This is a genomic window from Ensifer sp. BR816, from assembly GCF_000378985.1.
Lineage (GTDB): Bacteria > Pseudomonadota > Alphaproteobacteria > Rhizobiales > Rhizobiaceae > Sinorhizobium.
Window position 1 is genome coordinate 1,240,224 of the sequence record NZ_KB905370.1, and the last position, 14,827, is coordinate 1,255,050.

The 14,827-nt window shown below is 62.7% G+C and carries 17 protein-coding genes; 4 read left to right on the forward strand and 13 right to left on the reverse strand.

Features of this window, described 5'->3' with window-relative positions:
* Positions 1–34: 34 nt before the first annotated feature.
* From RHIBR816_RS0105990 to RHIBR816_RS0106020, 8 genes are all read right to left on the reverse strand, one after another.
* Complete coding sequence (locus RHIBR816_RS0105990; RefSeq protein WP_018235627.1) at positions 35–265, reverse strand: hypothetical protein; 231 nt, start codon at positions 263–265, stop codon at positions 35–37.
* Positions 262–1,776, reverse strand: coding sequence for a phage portal protein (locus tag RHIBR816_RS0105995; RefSeq protein WP_018235628.1), 1,515 nt, complete (start codon positions 1,774–1,776; stop codon positions 262–264). Before RHIBR816_RS0105995 ends, RHIBR816_RS0105990 begins: the two co-directional genes overlap by 4 nt.
* Before the next feature lie 60 nt (positions 1,777–1,836).
* On the reverse strand, positions 1,837–2,868 hold the full coding sequence (locus RHIBR816_RS0106000; RefSeq protein WP_018235629.1) for a phage major capsid protein: 1,032 nt from the start codon (positions 2,866–2,868) through the stop codon (positions 1,837–1,839).
* A 141-nt stretch (positions 2,869–3,009) separates the two neighbouring features.
* Entirely contained in the window at positions 3,010–3,342 is a 333-nt protein-coding gene (locus tag RHIBR816_RS0106005) for a hypothetical protein (RefSeq protein ID WP_018235630.1), read from the reverse strand.
* Complete coding sequence (locus RHIBR816_RS37415) at positions 3,339–3,809, reverse strand: hypothetical protein (protein ID WP_157628142.1); 471 nt, start codon at positions 3,807–3,809, stop codon at positions 3,339–3,341. The genes RHIBR816_RS0106005 and RHIBR816_RS37415 overlap by 4 nt, the downstream gene beginning before the upstream one ends.
* 126 nt (positions 3,810–3,935) lie before the next feature.
* Positions 3,936–4,781 carry a helix-turn-helix domain-containing protein gene (locus RHIBR816_RS37420; protein WP_157628143.1) on the reverse strand — a complete coding sequence of 282 codons (846 nt, stop codon included), beginning with the start codon at positions 4,779–4,781 and terminating at the stop codon, positions 3,936–3,938.
* Positions 4,782–4,787: 6 nt separating this feature from the next.
* Entirely contained in the window at positions 4,788–5,021 is a 234-nt protein-coding gene (locus RHIBR816_RS0106015; RefSeq protein ID WP_157628144.1) for a hypothetical protein, read from the reverse strand.
* Positions 5,022–5,322: 301 nt separating this feature from the next.
* Positions 5,323–5,796 (reverse strand): hypothetical protein, encoded by a 474-nt coding sequence (locus RHIBR816_RS0106020; RefSeq protein ID WP_018235633.1) that lies wholly within the window; start codon positions 5,794–5,796, stop codon positions 5,323–5,325.
* Between the two features lie 308 nt (positions 5,797–6,104).
* Here RHIBR816_RS0106020 and RHIBR816_RS0106025 point away from each other — a divergent pair, with 308 nt between their 5' ends.
* Positions 6,105–6,293 carry a hypothetical protein gene (locus RHIBR816_RS0106025; protein ID WP_018235634.1) on the forward strand — a complete coding sequence of 63 codons (189 nt, stop codon included), beginning with the start codon at positions 6,105–6,107 and terminating at the stop codon, positions 6,291–6,293.
* A 328-nt stretch (positions 6,294–6,621) separates the two neighbouring features.
* On the opposite strand, the gene RHIBR816_RS35645 is transcribed toward RHIBR816_RS0106025, so the two are convergent.
* From RHIBR816_RS35645 to RHIBR816_RS0106040, 3 genes are all read right to left on the reverse strand, one after another.
* Positions 6,622–6,789 carry a hypothetical protein gene (locus RHIBR816_RS35645; RefSeq protein ID WP_018235635.1) on the reverse strand — a complete coding sequence of 56 codons (168 nt, stop codon included), beginning with the start codon at positions 6,787–6,789 and terminating at the stop codon, positions 6,622–6,624.
* A 312-nt stretch (positions 6,790–7,101) separates the two neighbouring features.
* Positions 7,102–7,782: a peroxiredoxin-like family protein gene (locus RHIBR816_RS0106035; RefSeq protein WP_018235636.1), complete on the reverse strand. Its 681-nt coding sequence runs from the start codon at positions 7,780–7,782 to the stop codon at positions 7,102–7,104.
* 41 nt (positions 7,783–7,823) lie between these two features.
* The gene (locus RHIBR816_RS0106040; RefSeq protein ID WP_026186693.1) at positions 7,824–11,090 is read right to left on the reverse strand and encodes an AAA family ATPase; all 3,267 of its coding nucleotides are present in this window, start codon (positions 11,088–11,090) and stop codon (positions 7,824–7,826) included.
* On the opposite strand from RHIBR816_RS0106040, the gene RHIBR816_RS37890 reads away from it, so the two are divergent.
* Both RHIBR816_RS37890 and ilvD read left to right on the forward strand, forming a co-directional pair.
* Positions 11,023–11,265: a hypothetical protein gene (locus RHIBR816_RS37890; protein WP_018235638.1), complete on the forward strand. Its 243-nt coding sequence runs from the start codon at positions 11,023–11,025 to the stop codon at positions 11,263–11,265. The genes RHIBR816_RS0106040 and RHIBR816_RS37890 overlap by 68 nt on opposite strands.
* Before the next feature lie 102 nt (positions 11,266–11,367).
* Positions 11,368–13,206 carry a dihydroxy-acid dehydratase gene (gene ilvD, locus RHIBR816_RS0106050; RefSeq protein ID WP_018235639.1) on the forward strand — a complete coding sequence of 613 codons (1,839 nt, stop codon included), beginning with the start codon at positions 11,368–11,370 and terminating at the stop codon, positions 13,204–13,206.
* 69 nt (positions 13,207–13,275) lie between these two features.
* Here ilvD and RHIBR816_RS0106055 read toward each other — a convergent pair whose 3' ends face one another.
* Positions 13,276–13,680 carry a GFA family protein gene (locus RHIBR816_RS0106055; protein ID WP_026186694.1) on the reverse strand — a complete coding sequence of 135 codons (405 nt, stop codon included), beginning with the start codon at positions 13,678–13,680 and terminating at the stop codon, positions 13,276–13,278.
* Positions 13,681–13,772: 92 nt separating this feature from the next.
* Between RHIBR816_RS0106055 and RHIBR816_RS0106060 the strand changes: the two genes are divergently transcribed.
* Complete coding sequence (locus tag RHIBR816_RS0106060) at positions 13,773–14,234, forward strand: MarR family winged helix-turn-helix transcriptional regulator (protein WP_018235641.1); 462 nt, start codon at positions 13,773–13,775, stop codon at positions 14,232–14,234.
* On the opposite strand, the gene RHIBR816_RS0106065 is transcribed toward RHIBR816_RS0106060, so the two are convergent.
* A complete protein-coding gene (locus RHIBR816_RS0106065) occupies positions 14,235–14,705 on the reverse strand; it encodes a MarR family winged helix-turn-helix transcriptional regulator (protein ID WP_018235642.1) in 471 nt (156 codons plus the stop codon).
* Positions 14,706–14,827 lie beyond the last annotated feature (122 nt).

A 14,827-nucleotide genomic window follows, 5' to 3' on the forward strand; every position in this document is an offset into this window, starting at 1 on the left:
AGGTCCCGGCGCGGAGGTCCGGCCGCCGCGATGATCAAACCGGCATGACGGGCAGGTCACCGGCTTGATCACTTTTCACGACACGAAAGGACGCGCGGCGCCACCGAACCCTGAAATGTTTCAGCACTGCGTCGAAGATCGCCCGCCATTCCTCTTGATTTGGCGGGCGGCCGACATGCTTGAAAAACACTGCGTTCGACGCTTTCAGCACCCTCTCGAAGAGGATGCACTCCTGCTCGATCAATCGCACACGGTCGACGTTCATGCCGCACCCATTTCGAATTCAGCTCTCGATGTCTGGAGACCGGACCAGGACGCCTTGAACTGCTCGTAGCTGATCGTGTTGGAAAGAAGCGCCTTGATCAGATCGCCGCTTGCCGTGGTTTCCTCGGCAGCGAAAACCTTTCGATCGCAGGGAATGCGATATCGGGGTTTCGGCAATGCATGCTTGGTGGCGCCCCCCTCCGGTTCTGCCGGCGGAGGCGCGGCTTCCTGCTGCGTGGGCGCGACGTTGAACGGATCGGGCTGGGAATCGCGTTTGGCAAGTGCGGCGAGACTAAAGTTCTGTTGCTGCAGATAAGGCGTATCGCCTCCATCGACAGGCGGGAGATCGAAGCGCCGGCGAGCCTCGTTCGGCGACTTGATCCCGGCGCCGACAGCTTCCTTCTCCGCAGTGACCATGGTCACAGTGTCCATGCGTAGGAGGTTATCGACGTCGAACTCTGTACCGATGTCTGGCCCCATCTCGAGACCTTCATCGAGGCAGATCTCGGCGGCCTCGATCAGGGACTGAAGGCACTGCGAATAGTATTCTATGTTCAGCGATTGAATGTTGCTGTTGCTCGGCATGACGCCGACGCCCGCCTTGTAGGGCGGCACATGGAAGACTGAGCAGACGACCTCGGACGTCCATTTCAGCTGCTCGATGAGCTGCGACTCCTCCGCCGTCAGCATCATCTGCTCATATTTGAGCCCGTCGCCGAGCACCGCAACCTTGCCGGAGTTCTCGCCGGTAAAACTGTTGTCCCAGTTTTCCTTGAGCCGCGCCGCCGTCTCGTTGCTGATCGCCCCTGGCGCCGTCAGCACGCCGCCCGGCTGCGAGCGGTTGCCGAAGAACCAGGCCGAATTGTTCTGGATCCGAAGGCCCTGCGTCGCTGCGACGCCGGCGGCGAAGATCGGCGAGACGCCGACCAGCGGATGGAACATGCAGTTCATCCGGTCGTGGATGATCTCGCGTGCCGGGACGATGACGTCTTGCGTCAGCCCCGCGACGTTGTCGGCCGAGAGCTCGTAGAAGACGCTGCCGTCGTCCGCGATCATCGGCGTCACCCGCGTCGGATCGAGCACGTAGAGCCTGTTTACGACGCCGCGGCTGTCGCGGCCTTTGAGCACGTAGGTGTTGCCGCGAATGAGCTTCGAAAGCATCCAGCCTTCCCAGAACTGAACCCGGTTCTGGATCGGGTTAGGGCGCCGCAACACCGGATCATAGGCGGCGTTCTTGAACTCGGCCCAAATTCCGTTCTCCTCACGGCGCATCAGCTTGACGCGCAGCTTCGAGATGTCGGAGGCGATCAGCGTCATGCAGGCATAGACCGCGTGATAGGAGAGCACCAGGTTGCGATCTACGACGACGTTCGTCTGCCATGCGCCAGGGAAGCTCTCGAACAGCCGGAACCAGCCCCCACGGTTTTCGGTAATGCTCGAGAGTGCCTTCGTTTCGATTGCCGACGGCTGGCGGCGCTTGATCAGCCCGCTAAGGATTGCCGGAAGTCTCATGCTTCACCTCTCGCCTCTATCTCTGTCGCGTGCCAGGTTGAAGAACGTTCGTCTCGCTGATCAGGTGGCGAAAGGTGCGTAATCGACGCCGTCGAGCACCGAAACGCTGCCGGATCTCTCAACGCTCCAGTTCATCGTCCTTTCCGCGAGGATGCCCATTGCGTTGGCTTGCCAAAGCGACACGACAGCGGCGCCAGCCCCCGTCGTTCCATCCTGCTGCAGTGCGCTGTCGAGCATTTCGATGGCCGGCTGCCGGCTCATCCTGATGGCTGCGCTGCCCTCGCCGACAGCAATTCCGCCCGCGTCGGCGAGTATGATCGTGTCTTCGGGAGCCGAGCGGCTGGTGATCGCCGGAATGCCGTAGATTTCGCCGCCGCGCGCGCCGATGTTCGGTCGATCGGCGCCGGCGAGGGAAACTGCCACGTCAGGCCGCATGACGAAGTAAGCCGTTTCCAGATCGCCGGAGAAATTGGCGATCATCGATTTGAGATCGGCTGTGGCATCGGAACCGGCCGTCTGAGCGACAACGCTATTCGTGATAGATGCGGGTTCCACGCCGTCGACGCCGGCATTGCCGGGATCGACAAAGCTCGTGTCGATCGCGGCGGCCGCGGCGCGCAGCATGTCGCGCCTGATCGCCAACTCGGCGGCTGGGTCGGCACTCTTCAGCAGCTCTTCCGTGACGACAGTGAGGGCGATGCATTTCAGGGGATGCAGGCTGTCGCGTGCGAAAATCATCTTCGACAGCGGCTTTGCCTGGCCCTCTCCCACCCAAAATCCCGTTGCGCCGGAGACGATGCTAAGAATCGGCGTCAGCAGCGGAACCTGTCGAAGCCCGGCCATGCGGCCAACGATCGACATCTGTGCGACCTGGTCGAAGAATTCCGTCGCCGCGTCCTCGAATCCTTCCCCCAGGCCGGCCGAAGTGGCGGCGCCGACGGCCGCGCGCAGGATCCGCGCCGGCGCGCTGGTTTCGCCCCACCTGTTGGCGGCGACCATTGCGGCCCCGGACGGACTTTCGCCGATCGACTTTGCGATCGCCAGACGGACGAAGCTCATGCCGCGCGGAGCGGCGGACAATGCACCCGACATCTTCACCTCCTGTCGTTTGTTCCTTGATGGTGGTCGACAACGGAGGCGCCCGGTAGTTCGTTTCGGTACGTTTGGAGCGGAAAAAAACGCCAGAAATCGACATAAAACGTACCGAAACGAACTTGACAGAAAGGCTGGCGCTTATTCGTCTACGATTCGCGCCAGGTCACTTAGGCGATACATGACGCGGCTTCCGGACCTGACGAAAGGGATCGGATTGTCGGTCAGTCGGCGATTTCTCAGTGTCAGCTTGGAACGCCCCAGCAAACGCGCCGCATCCGCTTCAGAGACGGTATCGTCGACGCCTATGGGGATGGCGAGATCGATACAGGCCTGCCGCAGCAAACCAGCTGCCCCGATCTGCGGCTCGTACCGCGTGGGAGCTGCCAGCTCGTCGCGCAGCTCGAGGAGAGCCGCCAGATGCCGTCGCGTTTCTGAGATCTCATGGTCGAGCCGATTGAGAGCAGTGGTCATGCCCACCCTCCTTTGCCGTCGAAGAGGTCCTTAGGCCCTTCGGCGCCCTCGGCCTTGCCCCTCCGGCGCCACGTCGCCTGGCTGCAGCTCTTCGAGCAGAACAGCCGCATCCGGCCGGCGGCGACGGAGCGATCGGGCAGCGCACGACCGCAGCGCTGGCAGCCCACCACAGCCACAGGCGGCTCGACGCGAGCAGCGCGGTTCCATTCTCGGCTCTGCGCAGATCGGTGCGCCAGGCGGCACGGATCGCAGCAAAACTTGAACGGTCTGCCCGCGCGCCGAGTTGCCTCGAAGGTCGCGCCGCACTCAGCGCAAGCGGCGACAACCGCCGGCGAGAGGGGATTTTCGGCGGGAACTGACGGAACCGGATCGGCGGTTAAAAAATGATCGGAAAACAGGTCGGTTTGCCCAGCATATAGTAGGGGTGACAGTCGCAACTCTTTGTTTTTGTTTTCATTATTTGTCATTGGCTTTCCGCTCTTGCCGGCCAGCAGGCTCCAAAAACGCACCGCTCAGAAAAAAAAAAGTCTGAATGTGAGGGGCGCGGGTCTAGGAAAAACGGCCTTCATCGACTTACCCTCCCCCCCCCACCCTCAGTTCTTCCGGCCGACGGCGGCCGCATTGAGCAGCAAGCGATGACCCAGCCGCTCCATCAGCACGCGCAGTCCGCCACCTCGGCGGCGCATCTCCGCGACGGTCGCGGCTTCGATCAGGACGTCGGTCATGTGTTCAATCGCCTCGCTGTGGGCATGCCAGCCGAGCGAGCGCAAATCGGCATCCCACCGCTGCAATGCTCGCTCCCTGGCCGCTTCCCTGTGAGACGGAGAAAGCACAACCGCAGGTCGTTCTGATTGAGATGAAGATGGTTGCTGCACACACCCTCTCAAGAGCCCATTGCGGCCTTCAGGCTCGCTCTTTCGCAGCCGCTTTTCCGGGTCCGTCGAGCTAGCCGGATCCGCGTCTCCACTTGCTCCGAACGGCGCTATGGGTTCTTTCAATGGGTTCCTTCTATGGGTTTGTCGGACATTTTTGCCCGGGGTAACCGGACATTTTTGCCCGGTATCTGCGGACATTTTTGTCCGGTCTCCGCCGTCGTCTTCCGGCTCGTTTCCGGAGCGCATCGCCCTTTCCCATTGGTCGATGATGGCGCGAAACGACGGCCATAATGGCTCATAGCTCGAGCGACCCGATTTCCCGCCGTGACTGACTTTCCTGAACAGACCTCGCGCGCAAAGCTCATTCGTGGCGCGACGCACCGTCTTCTCGTCGATGTCAAGCAGCGTAGCCAGGCGCCCGATGCTGGGATCGCATTGACCGGTCCTCTTGTTGAAATGGTCTATGATCGCAAAGCCGACGCGACGATCGGCTGCCGAAAGTCCAGGCGCGGCATGCAGCGCCTTATACGCAAAGAGGATGTCGTTAACGGAAGGCAGCGCCACAGGCGGTTACCTTCCATATTTCAACTGATGAGCTAGCTTGGAAGCTTCGATCGCCTCAAGGATCGTGAAGCCAAATCGGGTACGCAGAAGGGGAATGATCGGCCCCTTTATGTCGGCCCCTTGAGCAGCCAACCACATCGCGGCGACCTTCACCGTGCCCTCTTGCTCGCCCAAGTTATACCCAAGAAACGCGGGATCAGAACCGGAACAGGTGTTGGATTTTACGATCTTCGACGACAAGAAAGCCCGCGTTTCTGGCGCGGCTACCGTGTTGACATCGTAGGGGTCACAAGTTCGATCCTTGTCACGCCCACCATCCAAGTTTCTGATTTGAAAGGCCTTTCGGGAAATCGGGAGGCCTTTTTACGTAGTGCTCCTTGGGGTCACTGAACCTTGCGGAGGCTGCCCGAGCGCCTTCCGTTGTTTTGCCGCGACTGCGCCCGGTGGAGGAGCACATTGGCGAGCACCTACCTGTCCGCGGTTGACCGTGTGAAGCATCCGTGACGCCTTCCAACGGCCGATCGGACGACCGCCCTCCGGTTCAGCGCTTCCCCAGCCTCCGCAGGTGTCTTTTGTAGATTCCCGAAAACCTCTTCGGTTTTCCTCCAGCGGGTCTGGTCGCCTGTTCGACCAGGTGAGAAAATTCCGGATACTCCGTTTTCAGCCGCCTTATCTGACGACCCTGTTGGGAGACGGGTACGAGTTCGACAATCGATCGGTACTTGATAAGGAAAGGTAGAAGGTCGCCTCCATTCATAGGTATTTGCCCGACGGCGGACGACATCGTCGGCGCGGACTCTTGCCGCCGAATACCGAGTTCTGCCCATGTCTTCACGACCGGCATCCACACTGCGGAGCTTGTGGGGATTTCTTCGCCGGGGTAGCAGGCACCCTCCCTGACTTCCCCGTGCCTTAGAAGCCATTTTAGAGATGTGCCGGGCTGCAGCGTGACGGAAAGACGCCACCCCGAGATAAGGCCGGGATTCTGTTTTGCGAGTTCCTGCATACTCGACATGGTCCACCCTCCGGCGTAAAAATGCTTCGCGATATGGGACCTGTCTAGTTACACATTTGGGTAGGTAATCCATCGAAAAACAATTATGACGAGCATTCGAGAAACGAACCCTCAGCCGCACCCAGCCTGGGGCCGAGTGAGTTTGTCCGGAGCTCTCGTTCGGACCTTAGTCCAACAAAAGATGGGCCAGAGGTCTTAGCCCATATATCATTATCCCATTGATATTTCTGGTAATCCTTGACTGAAACGTTCCTTGTGCGACCCTCGGGCTCTTAGGTGTACCGCGGGGGAAGCACGCAGTGAGACTGATGAAGGTGAAGAAGAAGTATCCCCGAAAGAAACAAGCACTAGGTGTAACCGAGAGCATCGATGACGGCAGCATCGCCGTTAAGCGCAAAACCCCTGGTTTGTCGTACCGCGAGAAATGGACTAATGATGGGTGTCCCGGTACCTTCGAGGCGTGGCTGGTGAGCAAGGGCGTCATGCCCAAGCAATAGGTCACAGCGGCAGATAGATCGTCATGCCTCGACCAACGGCGGTGAAGGATGCACTTCGCCATCGAGCACCGGCAAAGGTTGAAGATGGCGGGAAAGGCGGCCGGGGGAACCCGGCCCATTCTTGTTCCGGCCAATTATGCCGTTGATCAAGGGCCTACAGCGCCGTGCGTCTTTTCAGACATTTTCAGACGCACTAAGGACGCTGCAGCACTCTGGACGCATGCAGTAGATCGGGATGCGCTCCCAAAGGTTCGCGCCGCCGCCGCTCTGTCTGTTCTTTTTGCCGCATTGTGCGACGGCCGGTGATTCCAGCTCACCGCAAAATGCTTTAGAGCCTGACGATGTCATCGACCCAATATTCCACCCGATAGCGAACGGAATTGGCTTGCTCCTTGGCTTCGCGCCAGGCCGCGCGGCCGTATCGACCCTCGCAGGCGATCCGGTCGATCGCCCAGAGGCCAGTTAACGCAACAATGAAGAGTAGCAAGCCGCGCATATCGACAGCTTGTCGATGAATTCTTTAGAAAGCTCTAACGTTCACACTTGCATTCGACATAGTCGGATCGGTTCCCGGGCTCCCCGGTCGACGCGAACGATCATCTTTTTGATTGCGCGTCATGCGGTTGTCATGATCGGCGGCTAGGAGGGACCCACCTCGCCATTGACCACGGATGGACTGGCAGTGGCGGAAGGTGATGAGGAAGGTCGGATTTGTCCCGGCCTTTTTTGTTGCCCGACACAGTCCCGAAGATGCTTGTCGGGAGCCTTCGGACAACGCGAACGCGGAAGGCTCCCTACCGCCAGCTTCTCAATGAACAACCTGCGACGCCGCCGACATCACCTCGTCCGGGCTCGGGTTGCGGAACATGTTGCGACCTTCGCCGGAAGCCTCAGTGAAGGCCCACCGCACGATACCGTCGCGGTCGAGCAGAAACTCGCCGACGAGTTGCGCCATGGCGGCCGCCTCCATCCTTTTGTCGTCGTCCGTCATCTCGTAGCCATCGGCCTTCTGGAGATAATCCCCAGCGGCGACCGGGTCCATCGGCTCCGGCAATTCGCCGGGCAAGTCGACGCGCATCGACATGACGGTCCGCATCCCCAACTTGCGCGGCCAGTCGTCCTCGTCTTCGGTGAATTCGAGATTCGGCAGGCCGAACGCCCGATGCGAAAGCCTATCGGGATCCGATGCGGCAAGCAAATTCGGCAAGGGGTGGTAGCGGAAATAGAGCCGCGCCCGCTCGATCGGTGTGTTGATCACCGTCAGGGTCTCGACGCCCTTTTCGTTGAGAGCGGCCTTGAGTTGCGCCAGCGTGGCGATCTGCCGGCGGCAGAACGGGCATTGCAACCCCCTGAACAGGCCCACCAGAACAGGCTTGTGCCCCCGAAAATCGTCAATGGCAATCTTGCCCTCCTGCGTGATCGCATCGAGCACGACGTTCGGCGCGCGATCACCCGGCTGCAGCGGACCGGAACTACGAAAGTCTTCCATGGCTGTTTCTCCTCACCTCGCGGGGCTCGCGGAAGGGCGGTTCAGTCGAGGAACGGCAGTACCACCAGAGCTTCGGGGTCGAGATCGTGACTTTCACAGATGTCTCGCGCCGAACCGAAATGGCGCTCGGCCCCCGCAAGATCGCCTTCGTCGAGGCACAGCGTCGCCAGACCATCATAGCATGGAAACAGCACCTGCGCTTCGCCGGTTTCGGCGGCAAGGTCGAGCGCTTCGCCGTAGAGGGCGCGGGCGTCGCCCGGCCTGCCGTGGCACTGGTATATCTGCCCGAGCACGAGCAGCGATACCGGCAGATGGTCGCGTTGGTCCAGCGCCCGGTCGATCTCGATCGCCCGTTGCGCCGCCGGCACGCCTTCAGCCGCACAACGGTCGGTGAAGGTGCAATAGGCGACCGCCAGATTGGCAAGCAGCCGCGCCTGAAAGCCGAGGTCGCCGATGCGGCGAGCCATATCGAGGCCTCGCCGGCAGACTTCGATGGCAAGCTTCGGATCGACGATTGTGTAGAGCACCGCAAGATTGGTATAGCCGCGGCAGGCCGCATGCATCAGCGCCGCGCCTTCCGCGACCGCGACGCTCCTTTCAACCGCGCCGATCGCCTCTCGCGTATTGCCGCCCCGGGCGAGCGCCACGCCCTTGGTGTTCAGCGCCTCGGCCGTCACCAGAGCCGCCTCGCGCCGCAGTTCGTCGTTCGCGTCGGCCGCGAGCGACTCGACCCGGCTCAAGGCCTCGCCCGCCCATTCGGAGGCCGCGACATAGTCGCCCATGCGGAAGGCAAGATGCGCGCGCTCCTGCAGCAGCGACGCACTTTCGACCGGTGCCTCCGCATGTTCGAGCCGCGCAGCCGCCTCGACGAAATTCGCCTGTGCGTGCTCTCGCCTGCCGGATTCCCAGAGAACATGGCCGAGCTTGCGCAGAACCCGGGCGGAGGCGATGGGGTCTGCGGAGACGGGACGGGCGCCAAGCAGGGCCCGGTAATGCTCCTCCGCTTGCGCGCGCTCGCCGGAAGGCACCAGCAGATCGGCAATGCGCTCGCGGGCGGCGAACCATTCCGGCCTCTCTTCGCCCAGCGCGGCAAGAGCGGCCATCGCCTGGCTATAGAACCTGATCGCGTCTTCGTTGGCGCAGAGCTGGCGCGCGCGGTCGCCTGCGGCCATCAGGTAGCGTGCACCCTTGGCCCGGTCGTCCGACTGGCTGTAGTGATGCCCCAGAAGTGCCAGGTCCTCGAAACGCTCGGGATTTTCCCCATGGCGCCGCTCCAACGCCCTGGCGACCGCCACATGAAGCTCCGTCCGTCGCTTGACCAGAAGGTTGTTGTAGACCACCTCATGCAACAGCGACTGCACGAAGCGGTAGGTCTGCGCCCCCTGAGCCCCGCCCGGGGCCGTTTCCTCGATGATTTCGGCGTCGCAAAGCAGCTCCAGACCCGGTTCGACCCCGGCTGCCTGGGGAAAAATCGTGACCAGAAGCTCGGCGTCGAAGCGCGGGCCGATGACCGCAGCGCTATGGACGAGACGCCGGACCTCCTGCGGCAGCCGGTCTATTCGCGCAAGCAGCATCGCCTCGATGCCAACCGGAATGTCGACGCTCGCCTCACCCTCGGCAACGCGCCAGCGAGATCCGTCGCGCCGCAGCCTGTCCAGCTCGATCAGGCCGCGGACGATTTCCTCGGTGAACAGCGGGTTGCCACCCGCCCGGCGGAGGATCTGCGCCGAAAGGTTTCGGGGAAGGCAATTCTCGCCGAACAGCCCTTCGAGGAGCCGCTGGCCATCGACGGGCGAGAGCGGACCGAGGCGAAGCGCCGTGACACTGGTGCGCGCCGGAATCAGCCGTTCCGGCCCCGCATCCGGTCGCTGCGTCGTGATCACCATCAACGGGCTGTGATCCAGCCGATCGAGCACGAAGCGCAAGGCCTCGAGCGAGGCGGCATCCGCCCAATGGAGATCCTCGATGACGAGCAGCAGCGGCGCCCGTTCGAGCCGCCGCTCGAACATGGTGCGGATGACCGAGAAGAGCTGGCGCCGGACCTGCTCGGGAGCGACATGCTGCAGGAAGCCTTCTCGATCCCCCATCCCGAGTATGTGGTAGAAGAGCGGCATCAGTTCGCCGACCTCGCCGGCGGTAAAGCCGATCTCCGTGAGGCCGGTGGCCAGCCGCTCCTGCATCTCCTCGGCGGAGCCGCCGGTCGAAATGCCATAGGCACTGCGCAGCACGGTAGCAAGCGTCCCGTAGGACGGCTCACCCAGCGGAGAACAGGCCGCACGCCTGACGACCACATGCGCAAAGCGCGGATCATCGTCGATCGCGGCCAGGAAGTCGCTTACCAGGCGCGACTTGCCGATGCCGGCTTCTCCGGTAAGGCGTACCACTTGCGCCGTGCCGGCGCAGGCGAGCGCGAGGCAGTCGCGCATGCGGGCGATTTCGGTATCGCGTCCGATGAGCGGCGCGCTGAGCCCGAGCGTGTCGAGGCCCCTTGCCGGGCGCGGCGTCTCGAGCGCACCGCTCACGCGATGCACCTGCAGGCTGCCGGTCTTGCCGCGCAAGGCAACGGCGCCGAGCGTTTCATAGGCGAAGGCATGCCGCGTGAGCTTGTGGGTCACGGGCCCCGCCAGGATTTCATCCGGGCCGGCCATCGTCTGCAGGCGTTGCGCCGTGTTCACCGTATCGCCGGTGACCGAATAGGATTTCGTGTCGCCCGCCCCGAAACCGCCGGTGACGACCGGGCCGGTGTTGACCCCGATATGGAGGCTGAGCGGCAGTCCGATGCGCCGGTGCCAGCGGTCGCTCACCTGCGCGGCGCGATTGATCATCTCCAGGGCGGCCCGAAGCGCCCTCTCCGGATCGTCCTCATGCGCCACGGGGGCACCGAAGAGGGCAAGCAGCGCGTCGCCGATGAACTTGTCGACGAAGCCGCCGAATGATTCCACCGCACTCGTCAGTTCCTCGAAGAGCTCGTTCTGCAGCGCCTGCAGAATTTCCGGATCGATCTGCTCGCTGAGGCCGGTGAATCCGCACAGATCTGCAAACACGACCGTGACGGTGCGCCGGTCGGCGCCGATATCCTGGGCCGCAGATGTTGCAGGCGGCGTTGGCACGGACGGGGTCGGGAGCTGCTTCCTCGCCGATTGGACCCCCACGACCGCTCCGAGCCGGGTGCCGCAGCGCGGGCAGAAGGCAAAATGCGGAGCACAGAGATAGCCGCAATCGGGGCACGAACTCTTCTGCTTGGCGCCGCATTTCGGGCAAAACGCGAAGCCGCTCTCTATCTCGCTACCGCATTCATGGCAGTTCATCGCGGACGAACCTCGATCGGCGCCCGGCGGCCAAAACGTCCGCGGCGTGGGCGTGAATGCTGCAAAAACAATGGACTTGTTGCCGCGGCTTGGCAAGCAACGCGCGACCATGGCGGAGCCCGACCCGGAGCGAACCGGAGCGAAAGCCGGGCAAGGCGGGCCGGAAATTATCTGACGCAAAAGATGACGCGCACGCAATTTTGCGCTAGTACCCTCTACCGGCGCTCCAGGATCGCCATATTCGCGTATCGACATTCGTCCGTGAAGGAACCCGTTCATGCCTGCCTATCGCTCCCGCACCACCACTCACGGCCGCAACATGGCCGGCGCCCGCGGCCTCTGGCGCGCGACGGGCATGAAGGACAGCGATTTCGGCAAGCCGATCATTGCGGTGGTGAACTCCTTCACCCAGTTCGTACCCGGCCACGTGCACCTGAAGGATCTCGGGCAGCTCGTTGCCCGCGAGATCGAGGCGGCCGGCGGCGTCGCCAAGGAATTCAACACGATCGCCGTCGACGACGGCATCGCCATGGGCCATGACGGCATGCTTTATTCGCTGCCGTCGCGGGAGATCATCGCCGACAGCGTCGAATACATGGTCAACGCCCATTGCGCCGACGCCATGGTCTGCATCTCCAACTGCGACAAGATCACCCCCGGCATGCTGATGGCGGCCTTGCGCCTCAACATTCCCGCCGTCTTCGTCTCCGGCGGGCCGATGGAAGCCGGCAAGGTCGTTCTGCATGGCAAGAAACACGCGCTCGACCTCGTCGACGCGATGGTCGCTGCCGCCGACGACAGTGTCTCAGATGAAGACGTCCAGGTCATCGAGCGTTCCGCCTGTCCGACCTGCGGCTCCTGCTCCGGCATGTTCACGGCCAACTCAATGAACTGTCTGACCGAAGCGCTCGGCCTGTCGCTGCCCGGCAACGGCTCGACGCTCGCGACCCACGCCGACCGCAAGCGCCTCTTCGTCGAGGCTGGCCATCTCGTCGTCGACCTGGCGCGCCGCTATTACGAGCAGGAGGACGAACGCGTCCTGCCCCGCTCGGTCGCCAGCAAGAAGGCCTTCGAGAACGCCATGGCGCTCGATATTGCCATGGGCGGCTCGACCAACACGGTGCTGCACATCCTCGCCGCCGCCCACGAGGGCGAAGTCGACTTCACCATGGACGACATCGACCGGCTGTCGCGCAAGGTTCCCTGCCTGTCGAAGGTCGCTCCGGCGAAGGCCGACGTGCATATGGAAGACGTGCACCGCGCCGGCGGCATCATGTCGATCCTCGGCGAACTGGAAAAGGGCGGCCTCATCAACCGCGATTGCCCGACGGTGCACAGCGAAACGATCGGCGACGCCATCGATCGCTGGGACATCACCCGCACCTCGAGCGATACCGTCCGCAACTTCTTCCGCGCCGCTCCGGGCGGCATCCCGACGCAAGTCGCCTTCAGCCAGGAGGCGCGCTGGGACGACCTCGACACCGACCGCGAAAAGGGCGTCATCCGTTCGGTCGAGCATCCCTTCTCCAAGGACGGTGGCCTCGCGGTCTTGAAGGGCAACATCGCGCTCGACGGCTGCATCGTGAAGACGGCCGGCGTCGACGAGAGCATCCTGAAGTTCTCCGGGCCGGCCCGGGTGTTCGAGAGCCAGGACGCCTCCGTCAAGGCGATCCTCGGCAACGAGATCAAGGCCGGCGACGTCGTCGTCATCCGCTATGAGGGACCGAAGGGCGGACCGGGCATGCAGGAGATGCTCTATCCGACGAGCTACCTGAAGTCGAAGGGGCTCGGCAAGGCCTGCGCGCTGATCACCGACGGCCGTTTCTCCGGCGGGACGTCCGGCCTGTCGATCGGCCACGTCTCGCCCGAGGCGGCCAACGGCGGCATGATCGGGCTCGTCCGCGAAGGCGACATGATCGACATCGATATCCCCAACCGCACGATCAGCCTGCGTGTCGAGGAAGCCGAACTTGCCCAGCGACGCACCGAGCAGGACGCCAAGGGCTGGAAACCGGCAGAACAGCGCAAGCGCAAGGTGACGACGGCGCTCAAGGCCTACGCCGCCTTCGCGACCTCCGCCGACCGCGGCGCGGTGCGTGATCTGGGCGATCGATAGTCGGGTAGAACGGAATCAAGACAGCTCCCGCCGGGTCGCAGCGGGAGCTTTTCATTTGAACGGCTGAGATCACATGTGCCGCGTCTCGGCCGGCACATTCCACCAGTTGTCGTGCAGCCCGTCCATGTACTGGATCGGCAGGGCCGCAAGCACCGCCGGATCGATATCGTCGAGGCAGGCGATGTTGATGGAGACGAAGGCGCCGCCGAGCTCTTCGACATATCCCGTCCCATAGGGCGAGACGCCGCAAGTCGGGCAGAAACGATGGTGGCCGCTCATCGTATTGAACTGATAGTCGCCACTGCTCGTTTCTTCGCAGAGCAGCCGGAAGTCTTCCGGCTTCACCAGGGTGCCCCAATAGCGCGTCTTCGAGCAATAGGAACAATTGCACCGGCTGGTTCCGGCCTCGAGGTCGATGTCGGCCTCGTAGCGGATCTTTCCGCAATGGCAGCTGCCCTTGTAGGTCATCTTCATCTCGTTCTCCCCGGCGCTCTCTTGCCAATCATCAACCAGCATGACAACGTATTGTCAAATACGACTACCGCAAATGACAACATGTTGTCAACATGAATCAGCCCTCACGGACTCCCTCCGGCGACGCCTTCGCCGAATTCACCATCTCGGTCCTGCGCCTCGCCGGACACTTGACCTCGGAAGGAGATAGGCTCGCGCAGCCATCCGGCCAGACCAGCGCCCGCTGGCAGGTATTGGCGGCAGCACGACATTCGACATTGTCGGTGGCAGAGACCGCCCGCGCCCTCGGACTGGCGCGGCAGGGCGTGCAACGCATCGCCGACGTTCTCGAAGCCGAGGGCCTGCTGGCCTACCGGCAGAATCCGGCACATCAGCGCGCCAAGCTGATGACGCTCACGCCCAGCGGGGAAGCGGCGCTCCAGGAGATCACGGCAAGACAGGCCGTCTGGGCGAACGCGCTTGGCGCCGAGATGGGAGAGGAGAGGCTGCGGCAGGCGTCGGCGCTGATCACCGAACTTGCCACGCTTCTCGGAGATCGTCGCGCGTCAACTTGATCACGCGCCGCAGACTGGCGGCGCTTCCGTGAGAGCGAGAAGGTCGGCCCGCAGCCGGTCGGAACCGCGGTCGCCGAGATGTTCATCGACCACTGCATGCGTTTGCGTCCAGATCGGCATGGCGTCGCTGAGCAGCCGCTCGCCCGCTTCCGTCAATCGCAGGCGTCGCAGCCGTCTGTCCTCGGAATCCACAAAAGTCTCCACGAGACCGCGGCGCTCGAGCGGCTTCAATGCGGCCGTCAGTGTCGTGCGGTCCATGGCAAGGAGCGAGGCGACAGCGCTCATGCTCGGCGGCTCCGGCCGGTTGAGCGACATCATCAGCGAGAACTGTCCGTTGGTGATGTCGAGCGGCCTGAGCGCTTCGTCGAAACGGCGGGCCAGCGCCCGGGCGGCACGCTGGACATGCAGGCACAGACAGGTATCCCTGACAAAGATCGTGGTGGAGAAAGGCAAGATCGGCGGTTTTGACATGACTGACTAATGTTGATATCAACGTAAATAGTCAAGCATAAATGGCGATGCATTCACGGTTCGACGTGTTCACCCACGAGAATCGAGCATGGAATTCGTTTCGCGACCAACATGACGATTGG

Coding starts and splice junctions, on each gene's coding strand:
- RHIBR816_RS35645 (WP_018235635.1), bottom strand. CDS start 6,789: ATGCGCGGCTTGCTACTCTTCATTGTTGCGTTAACTGGCCTCTGGGCG.
- RHIBR816_RS0106060 (WP_018235641.1), top strand. CDS start 13,773: ATGAATCAGCCCTCACGGACTCCCTCCGGCGACGCCTTCGCCGAATTC.
- RHIBR816_RS0106020 (WP_018235633.1), bottom strand. CDS start 5,796: ATGTCGAGTATGCAGGAACTCGCAAAACAGAATCCCGGCCTTATCTCG.
- RHIBR816_RS0106055 (WP_026186694.1), bottom strand. CDS start 13,680: ATGAAGATGACCTACAAGGGCAGCTGCCATTGCGGAAAGATCCGCTAC.
- RHIBR816_RS0105995 (WP_018235628.1), bottom strand. CDS start 1,776: ATGAGACTTCCGGCAATCCTTAGCGGGCTGATCAAGCGCCGCCAGCCG.
- RHIBR816_RS0105990 (WP_018235627.1), bottom strand. CDS start 265: ATGAACGTCGACCGTGTGCGATTGATCGAGCAGGAGTGCATCCTCTTC.
- RHIBR816_RS0106000 (WP_018235629.1), bottom strand. CDS start 2,868: ATGTCGGGTGCATTGTCCGCCGCTCCGCGCGGCATGAGCTTCGTCCGT.
- RHIBR816_RS0106035 (WP_018235636.1), bottom strand. CDS start 7,782: ATGGAAGACTTTCGTAGTTCCGGTCCGCTGCAGCCGGGTGATCGCGCG.
- RHIBR816_RS0106025 (WP_018235634.1), top strand. CDS start 6,105: ATGAAGGTGAAGAAGAAGTATCCCCGAAAGAAACAAGCACTAGGTGTA.
- RHIBR816_RS37415 (WP_157628142.1), bottom strand. CDS start 3,809: ATGACAAATAATGAAAACAAAAACAAAGAGTTGCGACTGTCACCCCTA.
- RHIBR816_RS0106005 (WP_018235630.1), bottom strand. CDS start 3,342: ATGACCACTGCTCTCAATCGGCTCGACCATGAGATCTCAGAAACGCGA.
- ilvD (WP_018235639.1), top strand. CDS start 11,368: ATGCCTGCCTATCGCTCCCGCACCACCACTCACGGCCGCAACATGGCC.
- RHIBR816_RS0106040 (WP_026186693.1), bottom strand. CDS start 11,090: ATGAACTGCCATGAATGCGGTAGCGAGATAGAGAGCGGCTTCGCGTTT.
- RHIBR816_RS0106065 (WP_018235642.1), bottom strand. CDS start 14,705: ATGTCAAAACCGCCGATCTTGCCTTTCTCCACCACGATCTTTGTCAGG.